This is a genomic window from Draconibacterium halophilum (assembly GCF_010448835.1).
GTDB lineage: Bacteria > Bacteroidota > Bacteroidia > Bacteroidales > Prolixibacteraceae > Draconibacterium > Draconibacterium halophilum.
Window position 1 is genome coordinate 793,395 of sequence record NZ_CP048409.1, and the last position, 16,442, is coordinate 809,836.

Consider the following 16,442-nt stretch of genomic DNA (forward strand, 5'->3'; position numbering starts at 1 on the left):
TTGCAATTAGTAGTTTATAAACGGGACGCGATACAATCGCGCGTCAGCGGGATAATATCGTTTTCATACGATTAGTATATAAGAGCAGGAACCTTTCTTCATACATAAAGAAAGGTTCTATATAATTTCAGCACTATTCGATAACAGTGAAATGTTTGGTTCTGGTTAGCTTGACACTATCCTGTCCCAATTCTTCTACAATATAAATGTTTCTCTTTCCATGTAAAGGATCTTGGCGATTTTCAATCAGGGCTCTTATCCATTCGATATCTTTGAGCTCATTTTTATGGTTACTATAAAAATATTGTTTTGATATTATTTGCATTTCATCTATTGGCTGAAAACCAAACCAAAAACCCCTGTTAAGGTTGGGCGTATAGTAAAAACTGCTGTCAGAATTACTTTCTGCTTTTTTAAACATACCATCTATATTGTTTTCAAAAAAGATATAATAGGGTTTTTCCCGAATTTTATCCTGTGCATTACTTACTGAAATAATGATTCCAATAAAAAGAAGGCTGATTATTGTTTTCATATCAATTACATTCTTTATTGCCCGAATTAATTTCATTTACTTTTGCATTTATAGCATCTTTCTCAGCTTGTGTTTTCTGCTGCCAACCATAAGTATAACTAAGCCCTTGCCAAGCCAACGCTTCGTAATAATCAATCCCGTGAGCATAGTTATCATACTGCCTCAATGTTTGTGCCATATTTGGGATGTAATATTGTGACATGTAATCATGTTGATAATCAGGATATCCATAAGTTTGATAGTAAGCAAACAGATTTTCAAAAGTAGTATTTTCCAAATTATCTAAACCGCCCAATTTATTAACCTCCTGATATAGGTATGCATGTATTGTTTCATGTAGTATTGTTTTTGCGGTAGTAACCGGGGCAACTTCATCAAAATAGTAAGAGTTGATTTTAATTGTTACTGTGTTGTCACCGTTGTTTTTTGCAGAACCATAACTTGGATCAGTGCTGTTTACTCCAGGGGTACTCCAATATTCGACTTTATAAGTTACGTGGTAGGTATCAGACCCAAAATATTCACTAAGTAATTGCTGCATTTGGTTTGATGTGACTAACTTATCATATACACAATCAGCTTTAGTATCTTCAAAGGAAGGATCTTCAATAACCTTTGGGCAACTACACATCGGGCAATCAACTGTTGTTTCACCACCGCCATCACTTGGTTTTGGTATACTTTTAAGCGAAATAGGCTGGTTGAGACACCCTTTGCATATAGGGCAAATATCACAATTACAGTTATCCTCGGCAACCGAAGTTGTACCTGATCCACCATTATATTCATTATACCAAGGTATATAGTTGGAGCCATCACTGGTTCCACCAACCCAAACATAATCATATTCGCATACGGTTTCATAAACAGTAACATCTCCTGTTTCTCCGTTTGAATATGCCCTTACTCTTGTATAGCAAACAGGAATCAAGAGCATTGTGGACACACTTTTCTCCACAAAGTCTTCATCTGTTGCTATTAAATCGTCACCTTCCATCAGTAAGCTGCTTTCTCCATATTTCTGTAGGTCAAAGATTATAAACAAATCTTCAATCTTTTCAAAAGTTGGAATTGGTTTTTTATTTTCCTTAAATCTATCCAGTTTATCTCTTACAAATAATCGGTACTTTAGTTTCTTTTTGTGTTTTACACACAAAATTACTGCTTCTGTTTCGCAGCTATTATCGTGGCTAACGGCAACCTGTGCTACTGTTTGTTCTTCGTCGGAGAAAAAACGAGTCATCTCCCAATCAGGGTAACCATATTTTTCTACTAAATTCTCGATGAATTTTTCTGCTTTGTTTTGTTTTTCAATATCGTTCAAAACTTCAGCTATAAAACCTGTTTTTAACACGTCATCGGCGGATTTCAGATTCCCAGGATCTAAAAAACGTTTTTCAATAGCTGTTAATTCTGAATTATCCACGGGTGGAACAACTTCTTCAACTATTTCTTCCTGACAGGAATGAAATGACAGAGGTAAAACTGCTATTAACATTAAAATAATAACATACTTTTTCATAATTTTACAAAGTTTGTGGGATTTTGGGTTGCCTCCCAACTTCCCGGTTTAACAAATAGTATTGCAGACCCGGCTTTTGTCGGGATTGTTTTTTTCTGGTGGAATTACAGTTTGGGTTTCATAAAATTAAAGAAACAGGTTTGTAATTAACAGCACCTAAAATAAATACTATTATTGTTAATTACATGAAAAATAAAAAATAGGGAGGGCTAATTTAAAGTGTTTATAAATAGGTGTTTAACGTGATGTGCTTTACACAGTTCCGGACTTCATCCAGCGATATTCCCAAGTTGCTGATTTTGGTTCGCTGCTTGTCTGCAAAGTTTTCTTACTGAGAAAAGGATGTCCTCTTCATTCCTTCAAGGTTTCAAAAACCTTGAAGGTCTATCCGCAACCATCAAAAGTATTTCCTCAACCACCAACCATCAATCTCACCAGAAAAGAAGTAGTTATCACCTCAGAATTAGCCGTCATCACCCAAAAAAAGGTCTCATCACCCGTCGGGAAGGTCTTATCCCCCGGAATTTGATCGTTATCCCCCGGTAAAAGGGTGTTATCGCTTACACTTTGTCGGTTATCACCGGAGAGATTTTGTAAAATGGTAGTGATAGATAGAAAATTCGGGTGATAATCTATTTTTTGCGGGTGATAACTGTAGTTTCTGAGTATATAAAACTTCAGGGCCTAACAAAGAAATTGAAATCCCAGCGCAAGTTTTCTATAAGTTCAGTGTCATACCTTAAAATTCAATAAAAACATAAATTTAAAAATTGATGAAAACAAAGTTTAGCTGGCGGGCCTTTATAAGTTTTGGATTAACCTGGGCAATTTTAGTAATTCTGGTTTCGGGTGTAATTTTGTACGTGGCTCCTCCGGGACGCTATGCTCACTGGGTAAACTGGGAGTTGGCAGGTTTATCAAAAGAAGGCTGGCAGGCCATTCATACTCTGTTTTCGCTGGCGTTTATTGTACTCTCCATATTTCACCTGTTTTCGGTGAACTGGAAATCTTTTGTGTCCTATCTTAAATCAAAAACCACAAGAGGATATAATAAGAAGAAAGAACTCATTTTATCAATTGTAGTGGTGCTGGTATTCTTTTTCGGCACTGTTTTTTCCATTCCGCCTTTTCAATCGGTGATGGATTTAAGCGAAAGTGCCACCAACTCGTGGGAGAAAACCGAAGAGCGGGCGCCCGTTCCTCATGCCGAGTTATTAACGCTAACCGAACTGGCTCACCAGTTGGATATGGAGTCGGTTGACGAAGTAACCCGAAAACTCGACAGTCATAAAATCGCTTACAACGATATTCATACCCAAAGTTTGCAGCAAATAGCCGTAGCAAATAATTCTACGCCACTGGAGATTTATGAGATCATTGTTAAGAAACCGGCAAATGAAGGCCACGGAATGGGCGTAGGACGAAAAACCATTGAAGATTTCTCCAAGGAACTAAATAAAAGTACCGATGAGTTGATGCAAATTCTGGAGAAGAACAGCATTGATGCGAAACCAACGGAAACCTTGCGTACCATTGGGGAGAATAATAACCTTCCACCGCGCGATGTTTACAAAATCCTTTCCGAATAATTACCATTACCTATTTAAAGTAGTATTTTTCTAATCAGAATGTCCGACATCGAAATTATAGAGCAACTAAAACAGGGCAGCGAAGCGGCTTTTAAAAAGCTAGTCGACATGCATCAGAAACTGGTGGTGAATACCTGCTATGGTTTGGTTCAGAACCGCGAAGATGCCGAAGATATTGCGCAGGATGTTTTTGTTGAGGTGTATCGTAAAATCGATAAATTCAGAGCCGATGCAAAACTATCAACCTGGTTGTACAGGATTGCAGTTAACCGCTCGCTAAATCACATTCGCAATAACAAAAAACACAGGTGGTTTCAGGGGTTTGAAAATGAGGTAGCAGAAAAAAACAGGGAGCTGTTACAAGCCAGGACTGCCGATTCGGATGAGCCGGAATACGATTTCGAGAACAAACAGCGGGCAATTATTTTAAAGGAGGCAATTAACAGTTTGCCGCAGAATCAGAAAGTGGCGTTTACTTTAAGCAAATACGAAGATCTGTCGTATCAGGAAATTGCAGAGGTTATGAATCTCTCAGTTCCGTCGGTTGAGTCGCTTTTGTTCCGGGCAAAAAAAGGCCTGCAGAAAAAATTATACAAGTGCTACAAAAAAAAGTGTATGTAGGCGCAAGTTTTTAAAAATGAAAGTGTCATATAATTAAATACTGAAAAGATGAAATGTAATAAAGTACATAACAAATTAATTTTCTTTCTCGAGAAGGAGCTGCCGGTTTCAGAAATGGAACAGGTTCAGAAACACCTGGATGAGTGTTCTGAATGTGCTCTTTTTGCAGCGGAAATGAAAAATACACTCAGTATTTTGGATAGCGATAAAGTAAGAGATGAAAATCCATTCTTTTTTACCCGTGTAAAAGCACGACTTGAAAATCAGGCGGAAGAGCAACTTTCGGCGCGACCCGTTTTAACCAAGGTTCTACAACCGGTGGCGTTTTCAATAATTTTGTTACTTGGTATTTACGGAGGGTTTAAACTGGGGCAGGCACCTAAAACAGATTTTGCTGATAACAGTTTAAGCGAACAGGAAATGGTTCCGTACTGGAACGAACTGGACGCCGAACCAATCGAATCATTTTTAATGGAATAACAAATGGCACGAAAAAATACATATCGCATTTTAATTTGGGTAGTTGTTATTCTGGCAGCAACAAACCTGTCGATGGGAATTTCGTTTTGGTACCACAAGCAACAGGATCAAAAAGCTGCGGAAGAGCAACAGCAACAGGTTGAAATGCCCTCGGAACAACGGACGCGTTTTTTCCGCGAGCAGCTGAACTTACAACCCGAACAAGTCAATTCGTTTCGGGAGTTGAACAGAAACTATAACCGGAGTGCACGCCGGATTTCTGATCAGCTGACTCTACTCAGAATTGAAATGGTGGAGGAAATGGGAAAAGCCGAGGCTGACACCACAGAACTTCACGCTATTTCAAGCGAAATTGGAGCGATGCACAAAACCTTAAAGAATCTAACTGCAGATTATTATCTCGATATGAAAGCGGTTTGTAATGCTGACCAACAGGAAAAGCTAAAGGAAGTTTTCCTGTCGATGACAAAATCAAAAGAAGATGTTTCGTTGCCTCAACGTGGTGGCCGACGCCACGGGCGACAGAATAGAGAGTAAATAACAATTTAAATAATAAAGTAATGGAAACTAGCAAGTTAATTAACGTTGCCTGGGTGATCTTTGCCCTGGTGTTAACAACAACAACCGTATTTGCTCAACGTGGAAGAAGAGCAAACGCAGTACAAAACAATCCGAATCTTCCTTGTTTGACCCAGATTTCGGATCTGACAGAGGAACAGGAAACCAGTATTCAGGGACTCGAAGCCAGTCACCAAAAAACTATGGATGAATTACGTGAACAAAGGCGTTCAACAGTAAATGCTGTTGATAAAAGTGAAATAAGAACAGAAATGCTAAAAAATGTGGAGGCTCATCGCAATGAGGTTAAATTGCTTTTAACTGAAGAGCAGCAAAAACAATACGATCAGATTAAAGCTAATGGTAGTTGCGGGCGAAATCAGAATGTTGGCAGGAGAAATGGAAATAGCCGGGGGAATCGGAGTAACAATAATTGGCGTAGAGGCACCGGCAACTCTCGGAATAAAGTTGGAAGAGGAGTTGTTTGTGGCAGGGCTGCAGGAATTTAAACGAGAATAGATTTGAAAAAATTAAATAAAACAATTTGAACAAAAAATTTAATGAGATGAAAAGAATTAAGACAATTGTAATTTTCGTAGTAGTAGCAGGAGCTCTATTTTTTACCTCTTGCTCGGAAACAGATGGTGCTGATGAATCGATGGTATTAGCCGATAAAAGTGCAGCCTTTGCAGCATCTCCCGGAGATAGTTGTACCTATGATGGTGAGCTTACAGAAGCAGATATTGAAGGATTGCTTTTTATGCGGGAAGAAGAAAAACTAGCTCACGATGTTTATTTGTATTTTTATAATATGTACGGCGAGGCAATATTTCAAAACATTGCGAACAGCGAACAAGCGCATACCACAGCGATCATGAGTCTATTGGAAGGATATGGAATTGATGATCCGGCACTGGATGTTTCAGGTGAATTTGTAAACGAAGGTTTGGCCGATTTATACAACCAGTTAACTGAGCAGGGAGCGGTAAGCCTGGTTGATGCACTTGGTGTTGGAGCTGCCATTGAAGATCTTGATATAAAAGATTTGCAAGCATGGCTGACCGAAACCACAAATAATGATTTAATTCGGGTATATGGAAATCTTTTGAGAGGATCCGAAAGTCATATGCGTGGTTTTGTGCGAAACTTAACTGTACTTGGCAGTGCCTATGAAAACCAATACATTTCAGATGAAGATTATGCAGCTATCTTAGCCGGATCAAATACGCACGGCAACGGTTACGGTGGCAATGGTAATGGTCAGGGAGCCTCATCAGGCTATAATAATGCCGGTGGAGATTGTGATGGAACTGGAACTGCATCAACAAACAGAAATCAGGGTGGTCGGCAAAATGGAAAAAAGGGGAATTAAACGAAGTAATAAAAAATAGTTGTTGGGTAGGCTGTCTTATTTTAAGGCAGCCTTTTTTTGTTGAACAATCCCAGGTGGTATTAGATTTGTCGACACAAGTCTAATTCCATCCTGTTGATTGGTTTTGATTCCGTTAGCCGTCGAGCCACCTCAAATCTTTTTTTCGGTAATTTCATAAAAACACCTGCTCAAAACAGGGGGCTTTTTCACGTAAGTATTAAAAATCGGATGAAAATGTACCTTACGTTTATATTATTGCTAATAAAGTATAAATTTGTAAGCTTAAAATTCGAAAAGTAAAAAGGCTGTAAAAGGGCCAACAGACAAATTAAAGGCAGAAAAAATAAACATCATGGCACGTTTAAAAATCAAAGAGATTCTGAAGAGTGGCGAAACAGGCAGCGAAGTGGTTGCCAAAGGTTGGGTAAGAACAAAACGCGGAAGTAAAAATGTAAATTTTATTGCGCTAAACGACGGATCTACTATTCATAATCTTCAGGTGGTAGTTGATGTTGCAAGCTTTGAAGAAGAATTATTACACAAAATAACAACCGGAGCCGCAATAGCCGTTACCGGAGAATTGGTAGAATCGGCCGGAAGTGGACAGAGCGTTGAGTTGAATGCAAAATCGATTGATTTGTTGGGAGCTGCCGATCCGGAAAAATATCCAATTCAGCCCAAAAAACATTCGCTCGAGTTTTTGCGCGAAAATGCTCACCTGCGTTTCCGTACCAATACGTTTAGTGCCATTTTTCGTATCAGGCACGCTATGGCTTTTGCCATTCATAAATATTTTAACGAAAAAGGTTTTAACTACCTGCACACGCCAATTGTAACGGCCAGCGATGCTGAGGGTGCCGGACAAATGTTCCGTGTTTCTACGCTTGATCCAAAAAATCTACCATTAACCGAAGATGGTGAGATAGATTACAGCCAGGACTTTTTCGGAAAAGCTACCAACTTAACGGTTTCCGGTCAGTTGGAAGGTGAGTTAGGCGCACTGGCACTTGGCGAAATTTATACTTTCGGACCAACATTCCGTGCCGAGAACTCGAATACAACACGTCACCTTGCCGAGTTCTGGATGATCGAGCCTGAAATGGCTTTTTACGATCTGAAAGATAATATGGATCTGGCAGAAGAATTCCTGAAATACTGTATTCAGTATGCTTTGGATAACTGTATGGATGATCTGAAGTTTTTAGCAGATCGTTTAAAGCAGGAAGAGAAAAATAAACCACAGGATCAACGATCGATGGATTTGATCGAAAAGCTGGAGTTCGTTCTGAAAAGCGATTTTGTGCGTTTGCCTTACACCGAGGCCATTACTATTCTTAAAAATTCGAAACCATATAAAAAGAAAAAATTCCAGTTTCCGGTTGATTGGGGAGTTGACTTGCAAAGCGAACACGAACGTTACCTGGTGGAGAAACATTTTAAGTGCCCGGTAATTCTTACCGATTACCCAAAAGATATTAAAGCGTTCTACATGAAACAGAACGACGATGAAAAAACAGTTGGTGCAATGGATGTGTTATTTCCGGGAATTGGTGAAATTATTGGTGGTTCGCAACGTGAGGAAGACCTTGAAAAACTGACAACCCGCATGAAAGAGATGGATATTCCGGCTGAAGAAATGTGGTGGTATTTGGATACCCGCCGCTTTGGTTCGGTTGAACACAGTGGCTTTGGTCTTGGTTTCGAGCGCCTTATGCTGTTTGTTACCGGAATGGGTAACATCCGGGATGTAATAGCTTTTCCGCGTGCACCTAAAAATGCTGAATTTTGATGGTGTGATTTAGAGAAGCTACTCCAAAAAAAATGTTATTTTTACGGGAGTAACAATTGGGATTATGGAGCAAAAACTAACATTACAACAGAAGCTGCTCCAAAAGTTATCACCTCAGCAAATTCAGGTGATCAAACTTTTGGAAATCCCAACTATGCAACTCGAGCAGCGAATCAAAAAGGAATTGGAGGAAAATCCGGTTTTGGAATTAGAATCGGACAGCCCCTCGTCGGATGACGATCAACTGAGTGACAGCCAGGATAATAATTCGGATGTTGACAATGAAGAGTTTTCGGTTGACGATTATTACGAGGACGATGAAATTCCAACTTATAAGTTAAATGTAAATAATTACTCCAAAGACGATAAATACATTGATGTACCATTTTCGGTAGGGACAAGTTTTCATGAGTTTTTGAATGAACAGTTGGGACTTGCCGACCTGGATGATGAGGAGCAGCAATTAGCCGAATATATTATTGGCAACATTGACGACGACGGATACCTTCGGCGAGATTTAATGGCCATTAGCGATGATTTGGCCTTTAATATGAACCTTGATGTTCCGGAAGAAAAACTGGATAAAATTTTACGGGCTATTCAGGAATTTGATCCTCCCGGCATTGCCGCCCGCGATTTGCGCGAATGTTTGTTGTTGCAACTTCAACGGAAAGAAGGAAAGAGGTTTGAATTGGCAAAAGCGATTGTAAAAGACTATTTCGCGGAATTCACAAAAAAACATTACGATAAAATAAGATCGAAACTGGAGCTTTCTGATGAGGAATTAAAAAAAGGTATTGACGAGGTTCGTAAATTAAATCCAAAACCTGGCAGCTCCTACAATAACCCTTTAAATAAATCAAATCAGCATATTGTTCCCGATTTTCTTTTAGAGCTCGTTGATGGGGAGTTAAGCCTTTCATTAAATCAGCGTAATGTTCCGGAGCTAAAAATAAACGATACGTATTCGGAAATGCTGAAAACCATGAGTCAAAACCAGAAGGCGCAGAAAACCGATAAAGAAGCTGCCACTTTTGTGAAACAAAAAATGGACTCGGCAAAATGGTTTATCGATGCTATACACCAGCGGCAAACTACTTTGTTGCTTACCATGTCGGAGATTATTAGTTTTCAGAAAGCGTATTTTCACGAAGGTGATGAAACAAAACTTCGACCAATGATTTTAAAGGATATTGCCGAAAGAACCGGGCTTGATATTTCAACCATTTCAAGGGTTTCAAACAGCAAATACATTCAAACGCATTTTGGTATTTACGCGCTTAAATATTTCTTTTCTGAGGGTATGGCAAAAGATGACGGGGAAGAAGTTTCTACTCGTGAAATTAAAAAGATACTGCAAGAATGTATTGAGGGAGAGGATAAGCATAAGCCTTTAACCGATGAGAAACTGGCAAAGATACTTAAAGAAAAATCATACAATATTGCGCGAAGAACTGTTGCCAAATACCGCGAGCAGTTGGGAATATCGGTAGCACGTTTACGTAAAGAATTATAAGATGTCGGAGAAAATAGCGAGGATTATATCCATAATATTTCATCCGGTATTGATTCCAACAATTGGAATGTTTCTGCTAATGCATTCCGGATTTTATTTCGAATTACTTTTATGGGAGGCAAAACGTTTTATCCTGTTGGTTGTATTTTTCACCACCTGCATATTGCCTTTACTTTCGGTTGCCGTACTTTCGCTAAATCCTCGTTTTAATATTAACATGCCCGGCAGCCGCGACCGTCTGATTCCTTTATTAAGTGCATCGGTTTTTTACTATCTGGGTTTTATTTTATTACGAAAAGTACAGGCTGTTCCCGAGTTTAAGTTATTTATGCTGGCTTCGGTGCTCGTAATTATTTTATTGCTCGTTATTTCGCTAAAATGGAAGATCAGTAACCACATGGCAGCGATTGGTAGTTTGGCCGGAACATTGTTTGCGCTGGCTTTCCGAAATGGAGTTAACCCGGTTTATTCGGTTTTAATCGTTGTGCTGTTGTCAGGGTTAATTGGAACGGCCCGGCTTATTCTCTGCAAACACGACATGAAACAATTAATAGCCGGGTACGTACTGGGCTTTATTGTGCTTTATCTTGTTCTTTATATTGTATAACGGGTATTAAAAAAGGGACTTTAAAAAGCCCCTTTCGTCTGAAATATCTCTATTTTGTTAGTCAACAAATTTATAACCAATCCCTTTCAGTGTTTTAATGTGGTCGTTGCCAATCTTTTCACGTAGTTTTCTGATGTGAACATCGATGGTTCTATCGCCAACTACTACATTTTCGCCCCAAACCGAATGGTAAATTTCTTCGCGGGTGAACACTTTGCCTGGTTTTGAAACCAAAAGCGAAAGCAGTTCAAATTCTTTTCGTGGCAATATCATTTCATTGTCGGCAATACGAATCAGATAGCGTTCTTTATCAATAAGTAAATCGCCAATTGTAATGGTGTTGCTATCTACTACTTCAACCGGTTGGGTTGCTTCGCCTGTACGTTTTAACAAGGCTTTTACACGGCTAACCAAAACTTTTGGGCGAACAGGCTTGGTGATGTAGTCATCAGCTCCTGCCTCGAACCCTGCAATCTGTGAGTAGTCTTCGCCACGGGCAGTTAAAAAGGCAATAACAGTGCTGCTTAGTGCTGGAATTTTCCGAAGTTCTTCACATGCAGCTATGCCATCCATTTCCGGCATCATTACGTCTAATATAATGAGGTGTGGCTCCTGTTTCTCAGCAACCTTTATTGCTTCTGCTCCATTTCTGGCAGTATATACTTGATAGCCTTCTTTTTCAAGGTTGTAACTCAGGAACTCAAGGATGTCCAACTCGTCATCAACCAATAAAACTTTAAATTGATTTTCACTCATAACATAATAATTCTTGAACAAAAGTAAGTGCTACTTATTAAAGAACAATTAACTTTTCTTTAAACAAAAAATAAACACGAAATTAAAATATCGCTTAATCGAAACAAAATACAAATTAATAGGCACACTTACGTTTTTTTTAACGGAAAGTTATAATTCGGCTATTTTTGCTTTTCAAGTGTAAAATTGAATGTTGTTCCCTGGTCGAGAACACTGCGTACGTTAATGGATTGATTATGAGCTTCAATAATGTGCTTTACGATGGAAAGACCAAGCCCGGTGCCGCCCTGCTCGCGCGAACGCGACTTGTCTACACGGAAAAAACGTTCGAAAACACGGCGAAGATCTTTTTTGTCGATCCCAATTCCGTTATCGGCAACTTCAACAATAATATTGTCATCCAAATCGTGAAATGAAATGTTGACATGACCATTTTGTTTGCTGTATTTTATGCCGTTAACAATGAGGTTGGTCACCACTTCCAGAATTCGTTTTTTATCCGCTTTTACAAAAACCGGCCGATCGGGTTTGTTAATAATCTGCACGGTTATCTGGCTTTCCGAGGCTTGCCAGTGTTCCATTTCAATTACTTCTTCAACGGTTTTTACAATGTCAAAACGGGTCATGTTTAGTTTTAACTCTCCCGACTCCAGTTTAGTGATCGATTCAAGGTCTTCAACGATTGATACCATTCGGTCAATACTTTTTTCTGTTCGTTTCAGGTATAGTTTATTAATCTTCGGGTCTTCAAGCCCGCCTTCCAAAAGTGTTAAAACATAACCTTGTATATTAAAAATTGGTGTTTTCAGCTCGTGTGATACGTTTCCAACAAAATCTTTCCGATATTTTTCCAGCTCTTTTAGTCGTTCAATTTCTTTTAATTGCGATTTTGCCCATTCTTCAACCTCGTATTTTACATTTAATAGCAAACTGTTTGAGTCTATTCTTTCCTCCATTTTTTTTCCGCTGAGTGGCAGATCACGAATGGTGTTGTACAGGGGTCTTATACGGTCTATAATGTATTTTTTTATGATGTATAAAATAGCAAAGTAGGCCGCTACAAAAAAGACTACAGTGGAAGTGCCAATAATCAGAATATTTTCGCCAAAGTAGTGAGCCAGTAATGAAATTCCCAATGCCAGCAGCGTTAAAACAATGGCAACCAGAATGGCCAGAAATTTCGAAGAATATGTTCTCATCAAAATATATTTTATTAATATGTAACCTTTATTGGTTACAATAACGTTGCAAATTAAGGTTTCAAATACCGTATAAAAAAGTGATATTTAATTGGTTAATGGTAATTTCATGGTTAGTTAATATTTTATTAATATTACAAAACAAATAAACTTCTTACTTACTTTATATTTGCCGACCTTTATTTTTTAAATCGAACATAAATGGAAAACTTTTACCTGATTCTTGTAGTTGTACTTTTTGCTTTAGCTATTTCAGACCTGATTGTAGGAGTTAGTAACGATGCTGTAAATTTTCTTAACTCAGCAGTCGGATCGAAAGCAGCCCCAAAATGGGTGATCTTTTTAATGGCAAGTTTAGGAGTACTTATTGGAGCTACTTTTTCGAGTGGAATGATGGAAGTAGCACGAAAGGGAATATTTCATCCCGATATGTTTGTCTTTTCCGAAATCATGATCATTTTTCTGGCAGTAATGATAACCGACGTTATCCTGCTCGACATGTTTAACACCTTTGGGATGCCGACTTCAACTACAGTTTCGATTGTATTTGAATTGCTTGGAGCAGCCGTTGCTGTATCTATCGTGAAAATAAAAGCAGCGGGCGGATCTGTTGTAATGGAATTGTCGCAATACATTAACTCGAGTAAGGCACTTGCTATTATTACCGGAATATTGCTCTCGGTGTTTATTGCTTTTACGGTTGGTGCCATTGTACAGTATTTAACACGCTTGTTGTTCACCTTTAAATATCGTGGGCCAATGAAATATTTTGGTTCGGCTTTTGGTGGTTTGGCCATTACCGTTATCACCTATTTTATTGTAATTAAAGGAATGAAAGGCTCAACTTTTGCAAGTATTGAGGTGGCAAGTGGCGAAACAGTTCAGGAATGGTTAATGCACCATACCGGATTAATGTTGATATACAGCTTCGGATTCTGGATCGTTTTTATTCAGTTACTAAAATGGATTTTCAATATTAAGATATTAAAGGTTGTAGTACTGGCAGGAACATTTGCACTTGCAATGGCTTTTGCCGGGAACGACCTTGTAAACTTTATTGGCGTGCCGTTGGCTGGTTATAATTCGTTTCAGGCATGGGTTGCTCAAGGAGCTACCAACCCCGATACTTTTTCGATGGCCATGCTTGCCGGGAAAGTAGGAACACCAACATTTATGCTGTTGATTGCCGGATTGGTAATGATTGTTACGCTGATCATGTCGAAAAAGGCAAAGTCGGTAATTGCAACTTCACTCGACCTGTCGAGACAAAAAGAAGGAGATGAACGTTTTGGGTCGTCGTTTGCCGCCCGTGTAATTGTTCGCGGAACCACAAAATTTAACAACCGGCTGTCGAAAGTATTGCCGGCTGCTGTAACTCAGGGAGTAAACTCACGTTTTGAGCCACATAGCTATGTTAGTGAAGAAGACCAGAACCCACCCTCTTTTGATAAGGTTCGGGCATCGGTAAATTTGGTAGTTGCAAGTATTTTAATCGCCATTGGTACTTCGCTAAAATTACCATTATCTACCACATACGTAACATTTATGGTTGCTATGGGTACTTCGTTATCTGATCGTGCGTGGGATCGCGAAAGTGCAGTTTATCGTATTTCCGGTGTATTTGCAGTAATTGGTGGCTGGTTTTTAACTGCGCTCATTGCTTTTTCCGTTTCGGGTCTTGTGGCACTGATAATTGCAGTTAGTGGCAAATTCATGATTTTTGTATTTGTTGTAATCGCTATTATTATGGTTATCCGCACGCACACTATGATGAAAAAGCGCGATCAGCAAATTGCAGAAGAAGATGAAGATATTGAAGAAGCTGATGCACACGAACAGATACTGGCGAAAAGCTCGAAACAGATGATTAAAGCTGTTAAATCGAGTGACCAGATTATTACCGACGGTATTGATTGCTTTTTGGAGGAGGACAGAAACGGGTTGAGAAAAGTACAGGAGGCGAGTAAGAAGTTCTCGAAAAAGGCAAAACAAAACCGCGACAAGGTTTATTCAACGGTTACAAAATTTACTGATGGGACATTGGATACCAGTCATTTTTATGTGCAAATGATGGAGCATAAACGAGAAATGGCACACGCCGTGCACTTTATGCTGCAACCAATGATAAAACACGTTGAAAATAATCATAAGCCTTTTATTGAAGAGCAGCACACAGAGCTAAAAGATGTAACAAAAAGAATTGACAAGTTCTTTAAATCTGTATTGAAAGATATAGAAGCTAAGACTTTTGAAGATCTTGATCAGATAATAGAGGAGCGTGACGATATTCTGGAACAAATTTATAAGATGGAGAAAAACCAGATAAAACGTATTAAAAATAAGATGGTTAATACACGAAACTCTCAGCTGTTCTTCAAGTTGATTTCAGAGATGGAATATCTGTTATTGCACACCGTAAATCTGGTAAAAGCGTACCGTGATTTTATAACCAATACGCTACAGAAGAACAATTAAAGGCTCGAAGGTTTTTCGATTGTAATTCGAGGAAAAATAAAAAACAATTATAAGGAGGCTAATGGCCTCCTTTTTTTATGCGTTAAGCGGTTCAAAACCGCTATGTGCGTTTACCTGCCGTAAAAGAAAATATCCCCCTGTAATTTATATTCCCCAAAGTAAAAAAAGCGTGTTACAGTTTTGTAATTTTATTGCAACAAATAAAGTTGCGTTGGTACACAGCGATTTACAATATGTTGTGCGAATTAAATTAATCGTTTTGTAATAATTTTGTAATTTCAGTGTAATAGCGTTGCTACACTTTTGCCCATGTAAAAAAAACAGACAAAATTCAATCTTAAGTTATAAAATGAAAAAAATGTTTTTGCTGTTATTATTGGTTCAAGGAATCATATCAGCAGGATTTAGCCAGTCTTCAGAAGAAGAATTTAAACCTTCAGGAAAAGCTGTAATAAAGGTGTTTACGAATTGGCATCAGGGATTTGGAGGAGACTCTGAAATGGACTACGCAGAGTATTCAGGCTTTGAACTGACTCGCGGTGTTATTGGGTATGAACACCAATTCTCTCCGCGCTTAAAGTCAAAAGTAATTGTAGATATGGACAATCCAAAGAGCGGAAAACTAACAGAGGTGGCATATTTGCGAAACGCTTATATTGCCTATAAAGACGACCGTTTGGATGCTGTATTTGGTATTCTGGGGATGAAACAATTCAAAACTCAGGAAAACTATTGGGGGTACCGCTATATTTATAAATCGGCAATGGACGAGTATAAGTTCAATAATAGTGTAGATGCGGGTTTATACTTAAAATACAAACTATTAGATTGGCTTGCAGCCGATATGGCCATTACCAATGGTGAGGGTGCAAAATCACAGCAAGATACAGAAGGAAAATACCGCATGGGATATGGTTTAGAAGTAGAACCTATAGATGGTCTTTCGTTTCGAACGTATTATGACTATTTCTATGCGCCCGATGCAACTGAAGATATTGTTAACGAAAATCAGGATATGATTTCTTTCTTTTTGGGTTATGAGAAAGACAATTATCGCCTTGGAGTTGAGTACGATATGTTAAAAAATTACAAGTTTAATTTGAATGACGATCGCGATATTTTCTCGGCTTACGGATCATTATTATTCAAAGAAAAATTTCAAGCCTTTCTCAGATACGACAAATTAATGGCAGAAAATGCGCTGGCGAGTGAGAATGTTGCTATTGCAGGTATGGAATGGGCTGTTGTAAAAGGAGTAAAGATTTCTCCTAACTTCAGGTATAAGAGTTTTCAGGATACAGCTCAGCCTGATGCCAAATATTTCTATCTAAATTTTGAATACAAATTTTAGTAAAAAATACGCTCTTTTTAATTCTTTAAGCACCATGAATAGAATTTAACAATCTATAGAAAACAGAAAATG

Annotated in this window: 15 protein-coding genes; 11 read left to right on the forward strand and 4 right to left on the reverse strand. The window is 38.5% G+C overall.

Annotation, left to right across the window (positions count from 1 at the left end):
- Nucleotides 1-133 precede the first annotated feature (133 nt).
- Together G0Q07_RS03100 and G0Q07_RS03105 are read right to left on the reverse strand one after the other, a co-directional pair.
- Entirely contained in the window at nt 134-535 is a 402-nt protein-coding gene (locus tag G0Q07_RS03100; protein WP_163344709.1) for a hypothetical protein, read from the reverse strand.
- 1 nt (nt 536) lies between these two features.
- Nucleotides 537-2,057 carry a hypothetical protein gene (locus G0Q07_RS03105; protein ID WP_163344710.1) on the reverse strand — a complete coding sequence of 507 codons (1,521 nt, stop codon included), beginning with the start codon at nt 2,055-2,057 and terminating at the stop codon, nt 537-539.
- A 773-nt stretch (nt 2,058-2,830) separates the two neighbouring features.
- On the opposite strand from G0Q07_RS03105, the gene G0Q07_RS03110 reads away from it, so the two are divergent.
- From G0Q07_RS03110 to G0Q07_RS03150, 9 genes are all read left to right on the forward strand, one after another.
- Nucleotides 2,831-3,646: a DUF4405 domain-containing protein gene (locus tag G0Q07_RS03110; protein ID WP_163344711.1), complete on the forward strand. Its 816-nt coding sequence runs from the start codon at nt 2,831-2,833 to the stop codon at nt 3,644-3,646.
- Between the two features lie 39 nt (nt 3,647-3,685).
- Nucleotides 3,686-4,267, forward strand: coding sequence for an RNA polymerase sigma factor (locus tag G0Q07_RS03115; protein WP_163344712.1), 582 nt, complete (start codon nt 3,686-3,688; stop codon nt 4,265-4,267).
- A gap of 48 nt (nt 4,268-4,315) precedes the next feature.
- Nucleotides 4,316-4,747 (forward strand): anti-sigma factor family protein, encoded by a 432-nt coding sequence (locus G0Q07_RS03120; RefSeq protein ID WP_163344713.1) that lies wholly within the window; start codon nt 4,316-4,318, stop codon nt 4,745-4,747.
- A gap of 3 nt (nt 4,748-4,750) precedes the next feature.
- The gene (locus tag G0Q07_RS03125) at nt 4,751-5,284 is read left to right on the forward strand and encodes a Spy/CpxP family protein refolding chaperone (RefSeq protein WP_163344714.1); all 534 of its coding nucleotides are present in this window, start codon (nt 4,751-4,753) and stop codon (nt 5,282-5,284) included.
- Nucleotides 5,285-5,307: 23 nt separating this feature from the next.
- Nucleotides 5,308-5,814: a Spy/CpxP family protein refolding chaperone gene (locus G0Q07_RS03130; RefSeq protein ID WP_163344715.1), complete on the forward strand. Its 507-nt coding sequence runs from the start codon at nt 5,308-5,310 to the stop codon at nt 5,812-5,814.
- A 56-nt stretch (nt 5,815-5,870) separates the two neighbouring features.
- A complete protein-coding gene (locus tag G0Q07_RS03135; RefSeq protein ID WP_163344716.1) occupies nt 5,871-6,677 on the forward strand; it encodes a DUF2202 domain-containing protein in 807 nt (268 codons plus the stop codon).
- 352 nt (nt 6,678-7,029) lie between these two features.
- Entirely contained in the window at nt 7,030-8,466 is a 1,437-nt protein-coding gene (gene asnS, locus G0Q07_RS03140) for an asparagine--tRNA ligase (RefSeq protein ID WP_163344717.1), read from the forward strand.
- Nucleotides 8,467-8,530: 64 nt separating this feature from the next.
- Nucleotides 8,531-9,982, forward strand: coding sequence for an RNA polymerase factor sigma-54 (rpoN, locus tag G0Q07_RS03145; RefSeq protein ID WP_163344718.1), 1,452 nt, complete (start codon nt 8,531-8,533; stop codon nt 9,980-9,982).
- Nucleotide 9,983: 1 nt separating this feature from the next.
- Nucleotides 9,984-10,589 (forward strand): phosphatase PAP2 family protein, encoded by a 606-nt coding sequence (locus tag G0Q07_RS03150; protein WP_163344719.1) that lies wholly within the window; start codon nt 9,984-9,986, stop codon nt 10,587-10,589.
- A 57-nt stretch (nt 10,590-10,646) separates the two neighbouring features.
- On the opposite strand, the gene G0Q07_RS03155 is transcribed toward G0Q07_RS03150, so the two are convergent.
- Both G0Q07_RS03155 and G0Q07_RS03160 read right to left on the reverse strand, forming a co-directional pair.
- On the reverse strand, nt 10,647-11,345 hold the full coding sequence (locus G0Q07_RS03155) for a response regulator transcription factor (RefSeq protein WP_163344720.1): 699 nt from the start codon (nt 11,343-11,345) through the stop codon (nt 10,647-10,649).
- Nucleotides 11,346-11,506: 161 nt separating this feature from the next.
- Nucleotides 11,507-12,544 (reverse strand): sensor histidine kinase, encoded by a 1,038-nt coding sequence (locus G0Q07_RS03160; RefSeq protein ID WP_163344721.1) that lies wholly within the window; start codon nt 12,542-12,544, stop codon nt 11,507-11,509.
- 201 nt (nt 12,545-12,745) lie between these two features.
- Between G0Q07_RS03160 and G0Q07_RS03165 the strand changes: the two genes are divergently transcribed.
- Both G0Q07_RS03165 and G0Q07_RS03170 read left to right on the forward strand, forming a co-directional pair.
- Nucleotides 12,746-15,019, forward strand: coding sequence for an inorganic phosphate transporter (locus tag G0Q07_RS03165; protein WP_163344722.1), 2,274 nt, complete (start codon nt 12,746-12,748; stop codon nt 15,017-15,019).
- A 349-nt stretch (nt 15,020-15,368) separates the two neighbouring features.
- Nucleotides 15,369-16,370, forward strand: coding sequence for a hypothetical protein (locus G0Q07_RS03170; protein WP_163344723.1), 1,002 nt, complete (start codon nt 15,369-15,371; stop codon nt 16,368-16,370).
- Nucleotides 16,371-16,442: the final 72 nt, after the last annotated feature.

Bases quoted from the DNA above. Each gene is read 5' to 3' on its own strand.
- G0Q07_RS03100 (WP_163344709.1), bottom strand. From the start codon at position 535: ATGAAAACAATAATCAGCCTTCTTTTTATTGGAATCATTATTTCAGTA.
- G0Q07_RS03105 (WP_163344710.1), bottom strand. From the start codon at position 2,057: ATGAAAAAGTATGTTATTATTTTAATGTTAATAGCAGTTTTACCTCTG.
- G0Q07_RS03110 (WP_163344711.1), top strand. From the start codon at position 2,831: ATGAAAACAAAGTTTAGCTGGCGGGCCTTTATAAGTTTTGGATTAACC.
- G0Q07_RS03115 (WP_163344712.1), top strand. From the start codon at position 3,686: ATGTCCGACATCGAAATTATAGAGCAACTAAAACAGGGCAGCGAAGCG.
- G0Q07_RS03120 (WP_163344713.1), top strand. From the start codon at position 4,316: ATGAAATGTAATAAAGTACATAACAAATTAATTTTCTTTCTCGAGAAG.
- G0Q07_RS03125 (WP_163344714.1), top strand. From the start codon at position 4,751: ATGGCACGAAAAAATACATATCGCATTTTAATTTGGGTAGTTGTTATT.
- G0Q07_RS03130 (WP_163344715.1), top strand. From the start codon at position 5,308: ATGGAAACTAGCAAGTTAATTAACGTTGCCTGGGTGATCTTTGCCCTG.
- G0Q07_RS03135 (WP_163344716.1), top strand. From the start codon at position 5,871: ATGAAAAGAATTAAGACAATTGTAATTTTCGTAGTAGTAGCAGGAGCT.
- asnS (WP_163344717.1), top strand. From the start codon at position 7,030: ATGGCACGTTTAAAAATCAAAGAGATTCTGAAGAGTGGCGAAACAGGC.
- rpoN (WP_163344718.1), top strand. From the start codon at position 8,531: ATGGAGCAAAAACTAACATTACAACAGAAGCTGCTCCAAAAGTTATCA.
- G0Q07_RS03150 (WP_163344719.1), top strand. From the start codon at position 9,984: ATGTCGGAGAAAATAGCGAGGATTATATCCATAATATTTCATCCGGTA.
- G0Q07_RS03155 (WP_163344720.1), bottom strand. From the start codon at position 11,345: ATGAGTGAAAATCAATTTAAAGTTTTATTGGTTGATGACGAGTTGGAC.
- G0Q07_RS03160 (WP_163344721.1), bottom strand. From the start codon at position 12,544: ATGAGAACATATTCTTCGAAATTTCTGGCCATTCTGGTTGCCATTGTT.
- G0Q07_RS03165 (WP_163344722.1), top strand. From the start codon at position 12,746: ATGGAAAACTTTTACCTGATTCTTGTAGTTGTACTTTTTGCTTTAGCT.
- G0Q07_RS03170 (WP_163344723.1), top strand. From the start codon at position 15,369: ATGAAAAAAATGTTTTTGCTGTTATTATTGGTTCAAGGAATCATATCA.